This is a genomic window from Ruminococcus sp. OM04-4AA (assembly GCF_003462585.1).
GTDB lineage: Bacteria > Bacillota > Clostridia > Lachnospirales > Lachnospiraceae > Mediterraneibacter > Mediterraneibacter faecis.
The window spans coordinates 61,037-76,489 of the sequence record NZ_QTZH01000009.1; the positions used below are offsets into that span (position 1 = coordinate 61,037).

Here is a 15,453-nt window from a genome sequence, read left to right on the forward strand (position 1 = left end):
GTAATGATACAATGAATCATCTGGCTGTTACCTCAATACTCACTGTTGTAGCACATATCATCTGGTTTGCTTCTATGACAGAACGAAAATATCCGATCAAAAAAACGGTTCTGCTCTATGGACTTTACGCTATATTCTTCACTGTATGGGCCATACTTGCATATTCCCTGCTTGGCAAAGACTCTCCGTATGTGATTCCATTTTCATTTGTCGGAACCATCCTGCCAGCAATTCTACTTTTCCTATATACTTCATCTGATAGTTTCAGCAAAAAAATATTTTTGATCGTTACTTATGCAAATTTGTTCTGCATCATCATTTGCCTTTCTATTTTAATCTGTGATGGATTATTTCCGGATTTATCCATTGTAAAACAGATGTACATACGAAGCTTGGTGCGAATACTGTTGAATGTTCCTGCAGTCCTGCTGTATCTGTGGTTTGCGCGTCCTTATATGCGTACAGTGCCCGGAGACAGAAAACGGACCTGGTACTCTATTTCCCTCGTGTCCTTTCTGTTTTTAACCGTGTTTGCAACGCTTATCAACTTCCTCATGCGTGATGGTCATACCGCCGAACAGATGATCCTGTTTATCACAACCATGATGATTTATTGTGCAGTACTGTGGATTGTATTTGGCACGATCCAACACATGAATGCCGAAGTGAAGATGGAACTGATCACTCAAAATGTACAATACCTGCAAGGACAGCTTGCCATGGCCAAAGAACATGCATCAACCGCCAAAGCCATGCGCCATGATTTTCGACATCACATGCAAAACATTGACCTGCTTCTGAAACAACAGAAGCCACAAGAAGCGATACATTATATAGAAGAATTTATCCAAAGCCTGGATGCGGCAAGTCAGATTGATTTTTGCCCACATATTACAGTCAATGCCATTTTAAACAATTTTTATAATCAAGCACAGAAAGAAGGAATTGCGATCTCTATAACTGCCGACACACCGGAGCATATAACAATTGCAGATATGGATTTTGTTGCGATTCTTTCAAATCTTCTGGAAAATGCAGTAAACGGATGTATCGAATGCGGTTCCCGGGATGAGATCACAGTAAATCTCCGTATGAAAAAGGAGAAACTTGTGATCGTGTGCAGTAACCCTTGTAAAACGGACCTTGTGATCGAAAATGATATCATCAAGCCAAAAGGAACCGGGATAGAAAGTATCCTGATGGCTATTGATAAATACGATGGAAATATCCGTTATCAGATGGAAGACGGTATTTTGACAGCATGCGTCATCCTTAACTGCTGATCTTTGCAGAAAATCAGATCACTATTTCACGCAGAAAAAACATGGTTTCACGAAAGGAACACGTTTTTTCTGCATTTTTCTTTTATACTTACACATAATAAAACATTCTTTGGATCGTTAATCATTGTGACCCAAATTTATGAAGAAAGGATCTGATTTAAATGATGAACTCAAATGTACAGGCTGCTATGCCAAAATTCGCCGGATTATCCCATGTATGTATTTTCGTGGATGATATGATGGAGGCGGTTGACTATTACCAGAAACTGTTGGGCGTTGTACCGGATCATTACCTGTCCCACTGGAGAAACGAAGGTTTCTTTAAAGCCGGCGGATTTGTCAAAGAAGCTGCCGACGGCAATGTCTCTATCGCTTTTGTAAATGTACCGGGCACAAAACTGACACTGGAACTCATGCAGTACCATTCACCGGAAGGACGAAAAGAACCTGTCTTCTTCGCTGCCAACGATGTCAGCGGCGCACGTCATGTAGCACTGAAAATCACGAACATCGACGAAGCATTTTTACATATTAAATCCATGCCGGATACACGACTGATCAATGAGACTGACGATTATCAAGTATTCCAGATCAGCGAGACCTATCCGGATGAAGTTCATTTCTTCGATCAGGATATGAAAGAAATGGATGAAAGGAAACAGCAGACAGCTAAAATCCTCAGTGAAGTGCGCTATTTCTACTTTATTGACAAATACGGTCTCCAATGGGAGTTCGAGCAGGGACATACTGATATCGGTGATTAAGTGAAAATGGAACAGGAGTCGGTTTGCGTTACCCGTGTTGTACGCAGCGACTCCTGTTTTTTGTTTATCTTATTATTTTTTCTTTACCAGGCAACGCTTTTTATAAATTCCGTTCTATTCCATTTTTTAGAACTATCCTCAAACCACTTAGAAACTTCTGTCTCGAAAAATTGTTTGTACCTGCGAAAATGCTTTCCTTTGCAATTTTCAGACAGCCAGTAATAACAGCAAGTTTTTTGAAGCGAACGCATTACTTCGATCTTCCCCGCTCGTACATACCGAATGTCACCAAACTTCTTTTTTTCTTCTGCATTCAGCGCAGGGCTTTCCATCAGATATTCATGCTTCTTAAAAAGCTCTCCGACTTCATAATTGTTTAATGTAAACCAAACTCTTTCAATAGTTTTCTCTGATATTCTTTGTCAGCCGCCGCTTTTGTAATGTCTTCTGTACGTCCAAGTTTTGACAGTTCTAGAATTAATTGATTGATTTCTGCTCTTCCTTCTTCTATCCCAATCTTACGTCCATTCTCAATTCCTCGTCTTTCTGCGGTTAACATTCCTATATTGTAATCTCTGATTGCTCTTTGTCTTGTCTCGTATTCTAACCTCTTCTTTTCATCTGCGCTTAATTTATCCAATACGTCATATGCTTCTTCCAATTCAGAATTTTTCTTTGCCATTTTTTCAAAATCCTTTCTGGTTTTTCCTCCAAGAAAGCGCATCCACTGCAACAGGCTTGTCTCATTTTTCTCTTCCGGCGGAAGTTTTGACAATTCTAAGATATGCATTTCTTTCATAGAATTCTCCTCTCTTCTGTGGGATGAATGATTGCCTGAAGAAAAGAATTCTAAAGTTATATTTATCTTAACACAAGATAGTTTTCTATGGAAGTAACTATCCCTTAAAATCAGATATTTGAAAAAACAAACTTCCTCAATCACATAATCTTCAAACAATATTCATCTTTTGGGTTTGTCATCGGATTATCTGCCCGGAATTCTGAGCTTATTGAATAATTACCGATTTGGTTCATAGATCTTTTTGCAGTTCATCAGAATGATAACTGCGTGGTATTAGATTAACATGAGAATTCTATTATTGCAAGCTGAATTTTTTATGCTCTGATATTTTTTGCAATCTCAAAATAGCTGCTCCATATAGCATATTTCTCTGCTTACAGTAGATCCAATTTTCACTCATCCGAATCAATCTGCCACGGCGCATCTGAATAGCCATCGACTTTTTCATCGTTTGCTATGACACACGCTGCAACTTTCTCATCGTCTAACAGCACATACAGTTGTCCTGTATTAATGCTGTCTATAATTGTTAGACTATTAAGAAAAACTGGTAGTTCGGACTCCATCGATGAGATGGGGCGGATAATAACCACAGATAATGAGGAGGACACACAAAATGAAAGCACATAAATATTGGTCACTCGGCGCACTTGGCTGCATGGCAGGATGCTTCTACACGGGCTGCAAGAAACTGACGCAGGCTCACAAGTATTTTGCTTGTGGCTCTCTGGTCTGCATGGGCATGGCAATCTACTCAGGCCACAAAATTGCACCGAAGAAGAAAAAAGCTGAAAAGCCTGAAAAATAAAAACACACGCCCTCGCCATAACAAGCGAGGGCTTTTTTGAACTCCATGAGTTCACTTTATTTCCGTCATAAACTATACACTTCCATCATGAGCCGAATTCTGACTTTCAGGCCTTCCTCAAAAGCGGTCTTTTCCCATGCACAACACACCGTTCCCTGTCGGTCCATGATCTTTTCCCAGAGCGGAATCTTATCTCCGACGTAGTCATCTACCAGCCTATCCATACCATCCAAGCCACACAGCCACTCTTCCAGTTCCTTTTCCTTGGCCTTTGCTGCTTTCCCGGCAACTGTGTTTTTCTCTACTGGATTATTCTCCGTGTAATGCTCGTAGATCAGATCCAGCAGGTTCTCCACCGGCGGATAATACTCCGGCTCCGTTTTATTAATGTACTTCTCCAGCATTTCCTTCAATTTTTCTATAATGCTACCATCCTTCCCAACTGAGATTCACATCCTCAGTTACGGCACATATTACCGCACACTTCTGTACATAGCAACCTATTTTTTGCGGTCTTTGGGACGACCCATCTTCTCCTTTACCTTGTCCGGCACATCGATCAGTCCGAACCGATAGAACATTCCGTATATGTAGGTCACTCCCCGGATATCGCCCAAAGCTTTCGGGCGGTCTACTACCTCCCCTTTTATATTTCCCAGTGCCAAAATTATAGAACTCCACGCCAGGCTTTTACTCTTCTCTCGGCGGTCGATCCACAGTTCTTTTGTATACTCGCCATTCCTGCCTTTTTTAATTTCGTAAGAGAATGGTAAGCCAGAGTAGGTTTTGAATTTCACTCCAGCATAGGTCAGAACCACACCCCAGAAGTTTTCTTCTGTCGGATCAGCCCTCCACCGCTTCATTGTTCTATATCTCCGCTGCCGCTCTGCCCCAACACTGATCTTTTCTTTCTCTGTACTTGGGAAGTACACACCTTTCTGATATGGTAGGTACGAGGTGACGGAAGCTTTGGAAAGGTCAAGGGTGTTTGCCGTTGAGAGTATGGAGGTTTTGTAGTCTTGTGTTTCTCTATATTCTTCAAAAGTATCCTGTACCTTCTCCGCCACTTCCGATTCATACACACCTGCCGTGATGAGCAGCTTCCGTACCTTGATGGGGTTTAGAGCTAGAGCATCAGCGATGGATTGGAGGGAGCAGTCTTCCTCATAAAGCGCCACTGCACTTTCCATCTGCTCTTTCAGATTTTTCCCGGCATCGTACTCCGGCTTCAGCTTCTTCCTGCCTCCACCAGGCTTTCTGGCTTTATATGCTCTTTTCTCTCCCATGATTATTCGTGCAGCTCCAGCGGCAGTCCATCCGGGTCGTGGAAGAAAGTCATCTTCTTGCCGGTGTAATCATCCACGCGGATTGGCTCACATTCAATCCCTACCTCCGCCAGCTCATTCACCGTCTGTTCCACGCTATCAACGCAAAACGCAAGGTGACGTAGACCACAGGCCTCCGGGCGATTCACACGCTTCGGCGGATTTTCCTCAGCAAAAATCTCCAGTTCTGTGTGCTCATTGACACGAAGATCCAGCTTCCAGTCCTTACGCTCTGGACGGTAGTTCTCTCTGATAACAGAGAATCCCAGTTTGTTCACATAGAAATCCTTAGCAGCTTCGTAGTCAGATACGATGATTGCAATATGATGTATTTTTGATAAATTCATTTTCTCACGCTCCATTCCTTTTATTTCTATTCAATTCTTATTTTCGTTATAAACTATATAGCGGCCTTCAAAAATTACCGTGTGAACTCCTGGAGTTCAGTTTGTCCACACGGCATTCATTTTTTCTTGGGTTATTTTATTTCAGCTTTTCCAGAATCTCGTCCGCACTCATACCGCTTGCCAGCAGCTTCTTCAGCACAGCCTCCGCTTCGGTCTTCTTAGCTTCTTCAGCAGCCTTAGCATCTGCCTTTACCTTCTTCGCTTCCAGAGATGCCACTTCTTTTTCGGCCTTCTTCAGAGCAGTCTTCTTCTCTTTCAATGTGTTCTTCTGCTCTTCAATCGCTTTCTGGATGGATGCAATCTCAATATTCAGAGACACAATAGTCTCCTGCTTCTCCGCAATCTAGGTTGCGTAGCCTTTGGTGATATTGGTTTTAGGACGGTTTTTGCTGCCTTTCATTCTGGGTATGGTGATAACCTCTTTCCTTTTATAGTTGTTTAAGTATAGCACTGTGTTAGAATGAGGGCAATATACTATTATTGTTCACTATCATCTACCAACAGGGAAACCGCCTTATTGTAGACCTGTATTCCAATCTTACTTTCAACCAAACCGCATAAAACGCCAATTACAAGTGCAGGCTTGATATCTGTAAAAGCCTTGGAAATATCTACATTTCCAATTTTTACATCTATAAGACCAACATTCATTAATAGTGCAAAAATCAACGAAGCAACTGCAATATAAATCAGACGGATAACTGGCGTCATTTTGTCTTTTTCCAATGAAGCAAGATCCTCAAATTCTATTTCAAATTTTCTTGCACCAAATGAAACCCATGTTCCTGTTAAGGCACCAATTATAATACATAATACTGAAATACATCCTATCCATCTTGTAAAATAGAAACATATTCCTAGCACTACACTTGCTATTGCTCCAATAATTAAGGCATCTATCCCTAAATATTTCATATAGTGGTTCTTGATACGTTTTCCTTCTACAAGAACTATTTCATCTTTCAACTTCATTAATGCAAATTCTGCTGTTTCTGTCTGTGCCGGATTTGCCACAAGTCCAACCTGAGACAAGGAAAGTAGCTTATCAAAATACTTTTTCTTAGTTTGTTTATCCGTATTTTCTAATGCTTTAATGATATTGCAGGCAGATTCTGCTTTTACATACAGCTCTTGTTGATCCTTTGGAATAACACTATCCATAGTTGAATTAACTTGGAAACTGATATCAAATTCCTCTTCTTCATTTTCACATACAAGAAAATGTCCTTCCATTATAACGGTCTCCCACAGGTTTTACACACATCTCCCGACATCTGTAAGGAGAATTCGATTGTATCAATTACTTTACTTAACGACTGAAGTTCCATCAATAAATGAAGTTCGTCCTCTGTTTTATTTTCTTTTTCTATTAGCTGAGCTTTTAGTTTTCTTAATTCTCTATAATCCATCATAACTCCCTCCCACAAGTAGGGCACACTCTCGTTGACATCGAAAGGCTATGCTTCAGAAATACGGGTGTATTATCGAGAGTCTCAAGTTCAGCTTGGATTTTTTCTCGATCAATTCTTATATTTGATTCTCCTGCCCGGAGGTCATTTAAAAGTTTTTTCAACTCTGGTGATAACATATGTTCATCTTCTTTCAATTTAACATAAAAATCTATCACATCTTCGCCGATCATAATAGATCGTTGCCTGCTGCCCACCACGGAGAGGTGTGTGATATTATTCGAGCAGCGTAGGGAGCTACCGCTCCCAGTATATCACATTCCACTAGCTTTCGCTACCTTGAATGGACAGACTTTCAAACACTGATAGCACCGCACGCACTTACTTTCATCAATCTGTGGATATTCAAATCCCTCTCCGTCCTCTACCATAGAAATAGCTTCTTTCGGACAGATGGCATAACAAGCTGTACATCCACAGCATTCTTCTTTTCTTTTATATAGTACTGGTAATTCTTTTTCCATTTTTCTCATCTTCACCTTTACTGTTAGCCAAACAACTCTCTAACTAAACGACTATTCTTTATTCTATTGGCACTAATAATCACCGCCAATACAACAGTTCCAACTAAACTTGCTATAAATCCTGTAAATCCATATGATGGTTCTTTCCCATCAATTAAACCCCAGAGGAAAAAAATTATCATATGTGCATAAAAGACGACTGTACTCATTCGTCTTAAAAAATGACTCTGTGCATCAGTCACTTTTTTAACTTTAAGATTCTGAACAAAGATAAAAAAAGCCACACAAACGCTAAGTCGCAAAAATACATTGTCAATAAAAACATCAAATATAAAAAGAGTCACAAATATAATGCACGAATATCTGACCATAGCATTATTAATCCACTTGCTATACTTCTGTATTAATGCTCCTATAAGCATTAGATATATTCCAGAAAACACTCTTCCTTCAGAAAAGGTTTTTGCTAAACACACTGCAAGCAATCTACTGAACCCGTGAAAAGAATTCTGATTAATGACCAGATAATCAGTGCCTTTCGATATTATAAAGGAAATACTAATAGCCCAAATAACCCTAGATGTCTGAAATCCATTTCTGATAAGGAAATAAAATACAATAGATGCATATATAGCTGCCAGCAAATACCAAAGCGGATAAGAAAAATAGTTTTGTCCTTGGAACAAAATATTTCTAATATATAAAATACCGGATTTGAATATACCATATTTATCAACAGAGAAAAAGCCGTAGAACGCAAGAGGAAGGTATAGTATACTCCAAATAAAATAAGCCCTTAACATTTTCAGTATTTGTTTTTTTGCCTTTTTCTTGTTATATTCACAGTCATATGGCAAAATTAATTTTCCAAATACCAGGTATCCTGTCGACATAAAAAAGAATGGAACGGATAATGCCACAGTCGTTTCATATAAATTTTTCCCAATTCCATCTACACTTTGCAGCGGCTGTGTATGAATAGCAACGACACATATTGCCATTAAAAACTTTACGACATCAATTGCTCTGCTCTGCTCTGCTCTGCTCTGCTCTGCTCTGCTCTGCTCTGCTCTCAAGATTGTATTTCTCCCTTTATTTCTTGTCAATCATGTCAAATGTGAAAAGCATCCCATAACCGGAGACATTTTTTACATTACTGTACCCCCCCCCGTTATTTTTACGCAATAATGCGTTTCTTAATATGTTTTTCACTTTTTGTTTTAGTGGTATTTTTGCGTCTGCTGCATACTTTTTTTCCATTTTAATAAATTCTTTCTTTTCAAGATCTGAAAAGAACTTATTACGCTCTTTTGGTCTTGGGGCCGAAGTTATTTCCGATGGATTATATTTAATTGCTGCATTATAATCCACCTTTTTATAACATAGCTTTTCTTGAATAGTATCAAACAAACTTTGTCCTCTCTGGCTTCTGATAATTACAAGTGACACACCTTTATTATCATTCATTTCTGGTGCAACAAAATTTATTCCCCAGAAATCTGCTAGAGTCAAATCCGCACATCTTACCAGTTTTGCTTCACACTCGTAACAAGAAGGTCTTAAACAATAATTTCGCAAAAACATTCTCATGAAAGAATCTTGACTACTAGGAATATATACTTTCTTTTTGTCGTGCTGAATTTCTTCCATTCCAAAATTCTTCCATCCTTGATCCTTACATCGAAAATTCACGCCAATAATTTTTGCATTATTTATAGTCTCTATATGTTCAAGATAATGTCTCCACAATTTTGGAGATGGAACACCGTGACATACCATATCGATGCAATATAGATTCTCATAGTCTTTTCCAAGGTATTTTTTTAGACCGTTATTCTGACATCCTGTACCAGAAAATAATACAATTCTTCCACTATTCAAATCGTTTTTGACAGACTTATAGGCTTGACCAACCTTAGCTTGAATATACTTAGAGCCACGTAATAGGTGTAACTGCTCGATATTATCAACACGAACAAATTCTGCCCCTTTGCAGTCATCGGTCATCGTAACTCCATATACAATTCCACTGAGGGACAATATTTTTTCTGCGATCAATGAAAATATCGCTCCCGATGAACTTTGTTTACGAATCAAATCATCAAACGCATATGCCGCATATGTATTTAAAATCTTATTTGACATCACTTTTCTCCTAAAATTAGGCCGCTTAACCTAAATTTCCTTTTTGTCATCTTATCAACCAGCTTCACACACTCTTTGAACTCTCTCAAGCGGTGATATAAACCCCAAAACACAGCATTTGGAATCAAACAGCTTATGAGTCCTCTTATTACCAATGTTAGCCAAAGATTTGAAAAAGATATGCGATTGCAAATTAAATACGTAATCACACCTACCAATGCTACTCCAGCAACATATCGGCCTAAGTTTATTAAAAATCCGCTTAAATACTTTTTATCAAATACCGTAGTAAAAAGATTATGTAAGAGCCATGGCATACCTACAAACAAGGTTGCAAACACAGTTGAAAGAAGAATACCATAAATCCCCCAAAAGTTAACCATAAGAAGATTGAGACAAAGGTTTGTCAGTGCGACAACAAGTGGGCGGAATCTATCTTCATGCCAAATTCCAGAAGCATCTTTATAGGTATTAAAGAGTTTATTTATCTCCTGGATATAGAAGTAAACGCAAAAACATACTACCGCGCCCATGCTAAGCATTAAATCTTTGCCAACCCATAACTCCATAAACGGTTGATATAGATTAAGGAAACAACAAAGGCACATTCCGGATATCCATGAAATTAAAAAAGTAAATTTTTTTAGATCATTGTAGTTTTTCTCTGCGGTTTCCACAATAATACTGTTTCCGATTCCAGCTGTACACGAGGTAAAAACAACAGCTATAAATTCCATAACAGAGCTCAAAATGTAAAAATAATTTTGATATATTGCTAATGCTGTCAACCCAAGAAACGCTGAGATGACAATTGTATCAGCCGAGTCGACAACTACGAATCCAATTTTTGATGTAAATAAATCTCTTATCTTGTGATTAATCTGTTGGATTTCATCTTTATCCAGATTTCCTTCAGGATTGTATCTTGGATACATTTTATCTACAACAATCGCTGTGGAAATATTTGTTATTATTTGGGTTGCCAATATAGCAAGAACATAATAATAATAATTATGAGAAAGTACTAAAATCAATATCTGAATCGCATACTGAAACGTATTTGTAACAAGTGTTATTTTGCTAACAACATCTACTCTCTGATGCGCTTGAAGGAGACTATTTTTGTAAGCAAATAGCCAATACGAAAGCACTGTTGCAGCTAAATTCATCAAATATAGAATATAAATATTCAAACCACTTGGAACGTCACCACTTATTAGCTTTGGAACAAACGGAGTTAAAACAAGACCTACGCCACCAATAACAAAGCCAATTACTCTATAATATAACCTATAAAGTTTCATCAATGCACAAATTTTTTTTGTATCATCTTCTGCTATGGGCTTATACATGCTGTAAACCATAGCAGATCCACTCCTAGTTCTGCCAAATTCAAAACTTGCAACACTGATGTAAACAAGCTATTTAGTCCAAGATATTGAACCCCCATGAAATATATCATGGCAGTACGCATCAAAAACGGAACTGCAATTTGATAAATTTTCAAAATTATTCCAAATAGAATATTTCTACTTGCATTTTTTGTTCTCTCTATCTTCATATTAACCCACGCTATCCCCACAGCTTTGAATCGCTTCATTCAAATATTTTAGGCTGTGGACTTTTTCTTTCTGAATTGCTAATCTAGCATTTGTATAATCAACTTGTAACAACATCTTTTCATCCAATGCAGAAGCTCTTCGATCATTTAAGCCACACATCTCCAGTAACGAAGAGAGCCTTGAGCCCATCTTTTTGCCGCTTCCATGTCTGTCGTACACAACAAATGGCTTTTCATATATTATTGAAAAAACAGTAGCATGAAAAGAATCTGTCAAAACCATCTTGGCTTTGCTAATAAGACCAACAAATTCATCTGGCCCTACTGTATAGTAAGGCGTATTATAATCTTGCAAGTTTATTACTGCGCTATCTGTCAATTTAGCATATCGATATATTACTTTTTCTACTTCTCGCGTTCTTCCGCCCAAAAAATAAGTTAAAATATAGTTCTTCCCATTTATTTTTGTTGGCATTTTTTTAATTTTATCCCATTCTGCTCTTTCCAGTAGCATTGTTGGATCAAGTACTTTATGACAAGTGATTCCGATAGTATTTTTAACAATATCAACAGCCTTATCTTCTCTGACTGAAAGTGCCTTAAAATCTATAAGTCCAGCTTTATATTTATCAACCCATTTTTCTGGAATTTTATCAACTCCAAAGCTCGCAGCATATGAAATACGTTTAGTCGGAGAACAAAATCTTAAAAACATTCTGTCATAAGTATATTTTGCCCAATCTGGATTCCATACCTGATCACTTCCAACTATAAAGCAATGATACTCATCATCAGATACGCTACTAAATTCTCCTGCATTGACAGGAAATGTATTTACATACTTTTTGTCAAAGTCTAGAAAATTTTTTAGCCTTCGTATCTTTTTCATCCTATCTGTGAATTTGATGCCATCTTTCTTTATAATCGTCTTAACCGAAGTTTTAAGGAGATTAGGTCGGAAATCAACCAATGAAACAACATCATATCCTTGACTCGTAATAATTCTCTCTAATGCATAATTCTGTAACCTATTTCCATAATTATTAAAATCACTCAATGTTACGATAGCTATCTTCTTCATTGGTCACCCCATCCTATTTCTAAAAAATATTACTTTTCAACGATTGAGATACTATAGCTTATGCCTTCGTACCCCCCCCCATTTTTCAAATGACTATTTATTCTGTCAAGCTGTTTTAATACCACAACTTTGGGATGACACATGAAAAAACTCAAATCAAACCTTTTGCCCTTCTGCAGTAAAGTAATAAATTTATCTCTCTTAACAGCTGGCTTCGATGGATGTTTTAATTGATGATTTGATGCTACAGCACTTTCTAAATCAACGGCCTCCAAAGTCATTTTAGACTGTTCCAATAAATCCATTCCTTTTTCTGTCTGACAAAGAACTAACGAGATTCCTTTTTTTTCTTCTTCCTTGATGTCACTTCCCCAAGAATCACCAATACTAATATCTGACACTCTTTCTAATCTAGCATACTTGCAGCGATAGCATTATCCGTGTAATCCATGCAGGTTAAAAAAGCATACGTATATAAATCTTGTACACCGACAGGTTCAAGCCTTATCCTTTTTCCTTTTAATGCAAAATTAGTTTTACTTCTGAATTCTATATTTCCAATTTGCTTAATATTATATCCCTTTTCATTCAAAAAGCGTTCAAGCAACATAGGTGACGGAGAGCCATGACAAATTAAATCAATCGTGTATAACTTCTCTTCATATCGTTTACCTACAAATCTCTTGACCGCTGCTACTTGACATGGTAATCCAATAAATAAAATTTTTTTACCTGACTGCAATAATTGCTTAATTTTTTTATAAATTCCTTTAGGATTGCTTTTCACATACTTTGAGCCTGAAAATCTTGCAAGTTTGTTTATGTCATCCTCAAAGTCAAACACAAATTCACCTTGTGAAAAACAACAGCTGCAGAGAATGCCTCCATTTCCACAAAACTTCTTGCGATAGCCGCAGCTGCTCCACCTGAAGAACTTTTTTTTCTTATATTTACATCTGATGCCCATCCCTGCTTCCATATTATAGGTTTCGACACATCTACATTATTGTTAACCTGACAAACGTTTCTGCACGCATTACAATTAATACACCGTTTTTCATCAATAATAGCATTATATGATTTTATGGAATCTTTAATATTAATTGCATTTTTTGAGCAAACTTCCAAACAAGCCATGCATCCTGCACACTGGTCTTTTTCACATACAGTCACCATATTATTTTCCTCTTTAACGTACTGTTCTTGCCTCCAAATATAAATCAATCACCCTTTTATATTGTCTTAAGGATATATGAAATATTGGCAGTTTATGTATACTATCATGAAACATATCCCATAATTCTTTTCTGAATAATGTTACTCCTACATCCTGCAGTCCTTTTGTCCAAATCAGAAATGACAGTGCATATATTGTCTTTTTATAATTCATATAAACCAAGCAAGATGGACAGTTATCTTCAACGATTTTACTTTGTTCTTTTACGCCCCAAAGCCACATCTTCAAAATGGAAAAAGATCTTTTAGACGATGCCGAATCAATTCTTTCGAGATAATGATATCCATTGCTTTGAAATACAACAAGTTTTTCTGCTCTGCAATATAACCGGCAAAGCATAAGGGCATCCTCACCTATTTTAAGCTGTTCAAATCTCAACTCATTATAAAGTGCTCTTTTTACCAAAGTGCTCCACAAATAAGCTGTGAGGTTGCCCATCAAGTACTCTTGAACAATTTTCTCTCTACTATGTATGTATTTTATTTGTTTTTTGTATTGTTTCAATGCAATTGAGATATCAGCATTATATTCCTTTACAGCGTCATACAATTTTTCTATATACTCCGGCTCAATTGAATCATCGCTATCTACCCAAGCTATGAATTCTCCTGATGCCTCAGATAGTCCCTTATTTCTCGCTGATGCCACGCCGCCATTATTCTGATGAAAGACTTTTATTCGGTTATCTTGTAAGGCAAATTTTTCACAAATGCTTAAAGAATTATCGTTTGATCCATCATCTACAAGAATAATTTCAAGATTTCTATAAGTTTGTCCTACAACACTCGTTATGCAATTTTTTAGATATTTTTCTGCATTATATAATGGAATAATAACGCTTATCAAATTTTTATCATTTTCCGTCATTCTTCCAATCCCTCCCTGTGCAACTTTCTTTTTGCAAATACTATTCCCCAATACACAGCCATATAATTAATAACTGTTGACTCAATAAAGAAATAGCTGAAAGTTGCAAAAAAGATTGTAACTATCATTGAAAATGAATATATTGCAAGCTGTTCCGTATGCTCTCTAAACTGATAGTACCATTCTTTAAAGAGCATTGCGATAAATGCTATTAACAGAAATAGACCAAAATATCCATAATCATGTAAAGTCTCTATAAAATCATTATGTGCCTTAATTCTAACATCACTATATATGGTAACCGTTTGAAAAACTGAATTAATACCGTGTCCAAATATTTTTCTCTTTAAATCGCTATTTGAAAAACTTGCAAGTACCTTTGCCCAAACAATATTTCGTCCAGATCCACCGTCTGAACTCAATTCACTAAATCTGCCTAAAACATCAATTCCAAACCTACTCAATACAAGTACGAGAAACGCTATAACAATCAATCCCAAGATGGTAATTTTAACAATTCGCTCCAATCTCTTTTTAATAGGTTTCTTCGATTTACCATCCGTTAAATAAAAGACTGCAAATCCGATACTGGCCGCCAACATTCCTGTTCGTTTGGTTGTTGCGGCAATAACAATCAATGAACAAAGAATAGGTAAATAGCGACTTTTATACTCTGTTGCCTGTAAAAGTAACGGTACAATTGTCAATACTAGATAGGTAGAAAAAATTACTGACCCATTTAGACCTGCACCAGACAGATGTATAGCAATCAGGGGAAATGATAATCCTATAAGAATTGCATACAAAAAATACAGCATCTTCTTACTAACTGGAAATTCACCATAGTACAATACCGAATAATAGCTTGCAGCGCAAATCGGAATCCACATCAATGTTTGAGATATTAGAGTATGATATATTTCCTGATAATTCATTCTTGCAGTTATTATAGGGAAAACAAAAAGTAATAATAAAACAACGCCAAGACCTAATGGCATTTTTAGGTATCTATGCAACTTGAATACGGCAATAATAAATATTGCCAAGATCATTGTTGCTGTGCCTATAATATACCTCTTCTCTAGGAAACTTGAATCCATACCACTTATATAATACAACATTGTCATTGAATGATATACTGTTATCATTATCAGTAACAATGTAACCATTACCTTTTTAGGTGAAACTTTCCAACTCACTTTATATTCTCCTAAATATTACTTTTTAGATACTCCAATGT

General features: G+C 37.1%; 20 protein-coding genes and 1 pseudogene. 3 read left to right on the plus strand and 18 right to left on the minus strand.

What is annotated here, in order from left to right:
- The first annotated feature begins 11 nt into the window (after window positions 1-11).
- Window positions 12-1,283: a sensor histidine kinase gene (locus tag DXB52_RS04715; RefSeq protein WP_118106629.1), complete on the plus strand. Its 1,272-nt coding sequence runs from the start codon at window positions 12-14 to the stop codon at window positions 1,281-1,283.
- A gap of 161 nt (window positions 1,284-1,444) precedes the next feature.
- Window positions 1,445-2,047, plus strand: coding sequence for a VOC family protein (locus DXB52_RS04720; protein ID WP_117579400.1), 603 nt, complete (start codon window positions 1,445-1,447; stop codon window positions 2,045-2,047).
- A 376-nt stretch (window positions 2,048-2,423) separates the two neighbouring features.
- Here the strand turns inward: DXB52_RS04720 and DXB52_RS04730 are convergent, their stop codons facing one another.
- A complete protein-coding gene (locus DXB52_RS04730; RefSeq protein ID WP_270370011.1) occupies window positions 2,424-2,846 on the minus strand; it encodes a PD-(D/E)XK nuclease family transposase in 423 nt (140 codons plus the stop codon).
- Window positions 2,847-3,465: 619 nt separating this feature from the next.
- Here DXB52_RS04730 and DXB52_RS04735 point away from each other — a divergent pair.
- On the plus strand, window positions 3,466-3,657 hold the full coding sequence (locus tag DXB52_RS04735; protein WP_118106630.1) for a DUF6219 family protein: 192 nt from the start codon (window positions 3,466-3,468) through the stop codon (window positions 3,655-3,657).
- A 65-nt stretch (window positions 3,658-3,722) separates the two neighbouring features.
- Here the strand turns inward: DXB52_RS04735 and DXB52_RS04740 are convergent, their stop codons facing one another.
- From DXB52_RS04740 to DXB52_RS04815, 17 genes and pseudogenes are all read right to left on the minus strand, one after another.
- Window positions 3,723-4,061: a hypothetical protein gene (locus DXB52_RS04740; RefSeq protein ID WP_118106631.1), complete on the minus strand. Its 339-nt coding sequence runs from the start codon at window positions 4,059-4,061 to the stop codon at window positions 3,723-3,725.
- 96 nt (window positions 4,062-4,157) lie between these two features.
- A complete protein-coding gene (locus tag DXB52_RS16660) occupies window positions 4,158-4,943 on the minus strand; it encodes a hypothetical protein (RefSeq protein WP_226861757.1) in 786 nt (261 codons plus the stop codon).
- A gap of 2 nt (window positions 4,944-4,945) precedes the next feature.
- Window positions 4,946-5,329: an SMU1112c/YaeR family gloxylase I-like metalloprotein gene (gloA2, locus tag DXB52_RS04750; protein ID WP_118106645.1), complete on the minus strand. Its 384-nt coding sequence runs from the start codon at window positions 5,327-5,329 to the stop codon at window positions 4,946-4,948.
- A 136-nt stretch (window positions 5,330-5,465) separates the two neighbouring features.
- A complete protein-coding gene (locus DXB52_RS04755; RefSeq protein WP_226861758.1) occupies window positions 5,466-5,708 on the minus strand; it encodes a hypothetical protein in 243 nt (80 codons plus the stop codon).
- Window positions 5,709-5,866: 158 nt separating this feature from the next.
- Window positions 5,867-6,622, minus strand: coding sequence for a hypothetical protein (locus DXB52_RS04760; RefSeq protein ID WP_118106632.1), 756 nt, complete (start codon window positions 6,620-6,622; stop codon window positions 5,867-5,869).
- Window positions 6,622-6,801 (minus strand): hypothetical protein, encoded by a 180-nt coding sequence (locus tag DXB52_RS16045; protein WP_147343351.1) that lies wholly within the window; start codon window positions 6,799-6,801, stop codon window positions 6,622-6,624. Before DXB52_RS16045 ends, DXB52_RS04760 begins: the two co-directional genes overlap by 1 nt.
- On the minus strand, window positions 6,798-7,031 hold the full coding sequence (locus DXB52_RS04765; RefSeq protein WP_118106633.1) for a hypothetical protein: 234 nt from the start codon (window positions 7,029-7,031) through the stop codon (window positions 6,798-6,800). Before DXB52_RS04765 ends, DXB52_RS16045 begins: the two co-directional genes overlap by 4 nt.
- An 81-nt stretch (window positions 7,032-7,112) precedes the next feature.
- On the minus strand, window positions 7,113-7,322 hold the full coding sequence (locus tag DXB52_RS04770) for a 4Fe-4S dicluster domain-containing protein (protein WP_118106634.1): 210 nt from the start codon (window positions 7,320-7,322) through the stop codon (window positions 7,113-7,115).
- Window positions 7,323-7,345: 23 nt separating this feature from the next.
- Window positions 7,346-8,398, minus strand: a complete 1,053-nt coding sequence (locus tag DXB52_RS04775; protein WP_118106635.1) for an acyltransferase family protein — start codon at window positions 8,396-8,398, stop codon at window positions 7,346-7,348.
- A 16-nt stretch (window positions 8,399-8,414) separates the two neighbouring features.
- A complete protein-coding gene (locus tag DXB52_RS04780) occupies window positions 8,415-9,467 on the minus strand; it encodes a Coenzyme F420 hydrogenase/dehydrogenase, beta subunit C-terminal domain (RefSeq protein WP_118106636.1) in 1,053 nt (350 codons plus the stop codon).
- Window positions 9,467-10,831 carry a lipopolysaccharide biosynthesis protein gene (locus DXB52_RS04785; protein WP_472519956.1) on the minus strand — a complete coding sequence of 455 codons (1,365 nt, stop codon included), beginning with the start codon at window positions 10,829-10,831 and terminating at the stop codon, window positions 9,467-9,469. The genes DXB52_RS04780 and DXB52_RS04785 overlap by 1 nt, the downstream gene beginning before the upstream one ends.
- A 198-nt stretch (window positions 10,832-11,029) precedes the next feature.
- On the minus strand, window positions 11,030-12,109 hold the full coding sequence (locus DXB52_RS04790) for a polysaccharide pyruvyl transferase family protein (protein WP_118106637.1): 1,080 nt from the start codon (window positions 12,107-12,109) through the stop codon (window positions 11,030-11,032).
- Window positions 12,110-12,138: 29 nt separating this feature from the next.
- On the minus strand, window positions 12,139-12,510 hold the full coding sequence (locus DXB52_RS04795) for a Coenzyme F420 hydrogenase/dehydrogenase, beta subunit C-terminal domain (RefSeq protein WP_118106638.1): 372 nt from the start codon (window positions 12,508-12,510) through the stop codon (window positions 12,139-12,141).
- Window positions 12,511-12,515: 5 nt separating this feature from the next.
- A complete protein-coding gene (locus DXB52_RS04800; RefSeq protein WP_472519957.1) occupies window positions 12,516-13,088 on the minus strand; it encodes a Coenzyme F420 hydrogenase/dehydrogenase, beta subunit C-terminal domain in 573 nt (190 codons plus the stop codon).
- A gap of 32 nt (window positions 13,089-13,120) precedes the next feature.
- Window positions 13,121-13,285, minus strand: a pseudogene (locus tag DXB52_RS16665) (4Fe-4S dicluster domain-containing protein); the annotation flags it as partial.
- 13 nt (window positions 13,286-13,298) lie between these two features.
- Complete coding sequence (locus DXB52_RS04810; RefSeq protein WP_118106641.1) at window positions 13,299-14,213, minus strand: glycosyltransferase family 2 protein; 915 nt, start codon at window positions 14,211-14,213, stop codon at window positions 13,299-13,301.
- Window positions 14,210-15,412, minus strand: coding sequence for an O-antigen ligase family protein (locus DXB52_RS04815; protein ID WP_118106642.1), 1,203 nt, complete (start codon window positions 15,410-15,412; stop codon window positions 14,210-14,212). Before DXB52_RS04815 ends, DXB52_RS04810 begins: the two co-directional genes overlap by 4 nt.
- Window positions 15,413-15,453: the final 41 nt, after the last annotated feature.

Bases quoted from the DNA above. Each gene is read 5' to 3' on its own strand.
- DXB52_RS04715 (WP_118106629.1), top strand. From the start codon at position 12: ATGAATCATCTGGCTGTTACCTCAATACTCACTGTTGTAGCACATATC.
- DXB52_RS04720 (WP_117579400.1), top strand. From the start codon at position 1,445: ATGATGAACTCAAATGTACAGGCTGCTATGCCAAAATTCGCCGGATTA.
- DXB52_RS04730 (WP_270370011.1), bottom strand. From the start codon at position 2,846: ATGAAAGAAATGCATATCTTAGAATTGTCAAAACTTCCGCCGGAAGAG.
- DXB52_RS04735 (WP_118106630.1), top strand. From the start codon at position 3,466: ATGAAAGCACATAAATATTGGTCACTCGGCGCACTTGGCTGCATGGCA.
- DXB52_RS04740 (WP_118106631.1), bottom strand. From the start codon at position 4,061: ATGCTGGAGAAGTACATTAATAAAACGGAGCCGGAGTATTATCCGCCG.
- DXB52_RS16660 (WP_226861757.1), bottom strand. From the start codon at position 4,943: ATGGGAGAGAAAAGAGCATATAAAGCCAGAAAGCCTGGTGGAGGCAGG.
- gloA2 (WP_118106645.1), bottom strand. From the start codon at position 5,329: ATGAATTTATCAAAAATACATCATATTGCAATCATCGTATCTGACTAC.
- DXB52_RS04760 (WP_118106632.1), bottom strand. From the start codon at position 6,622: ATGGAAGGACATTTTCTTGTATGTGAAAATGAAGAAGAGGAATTTGAT.
- DXB52_RS16045 (WP_147343351.1), bottom strand. From the start codon at position 6,801: ATGATGGATTATAGAGAATTAAGAAAACTAAAAGCTCAGCTAATAGAA.
- DXB52_RS04765 (WP_118106633.1), bottom strand. From the start codon at position 7,031: ATGATCGGCGAAGATGTGATAGATTTTTATGTTAAATTGAAAGAAGAT.
- DXB52_RS04770 (WP_118106634.1), bottom strand. From the start codon at position 7,322: ATGGAAAAAGAATTACCAGTACTATATAAAAGAAAAGAAGAATGCTGT.
- DXB52_RS04780 (WP_118106636.1), bottom strand. From the start codon at position 9,467: ATGTCAAATAAGATTTTAAATACATATGCGGCATATGCGTTTGATGAT.
- DXB52_RS04785 (WP_472519956.1), bottom strand. From the start codon at position 10,831: ATGGTTTACAGCATGTATAAGCCCATAGCAGAAGATGATACAAAAAAA.
- DXB52_RS04790 (WP_118106637.1), bottom strand. From the start codon at position 12,109: ATGAAGAAGATAGCTATCGTAACATTGAGTGATTTTAATAATTATGGA.
- DXB52_RS04800 (WP_472519957.1), bottom strand. From the start codon at position 13,088: ATGGAAGCAGGGATGGGCATCAGATGTAAATATAAGAAAAAAAAGTTC.
- DXB52_RS04810 (WP_118106641.1), bottom strand. From the start codon at position 14,213: ATGACGGAAAATGATAAAAATTTGATAAGCGTTATTATTCCATTATAT.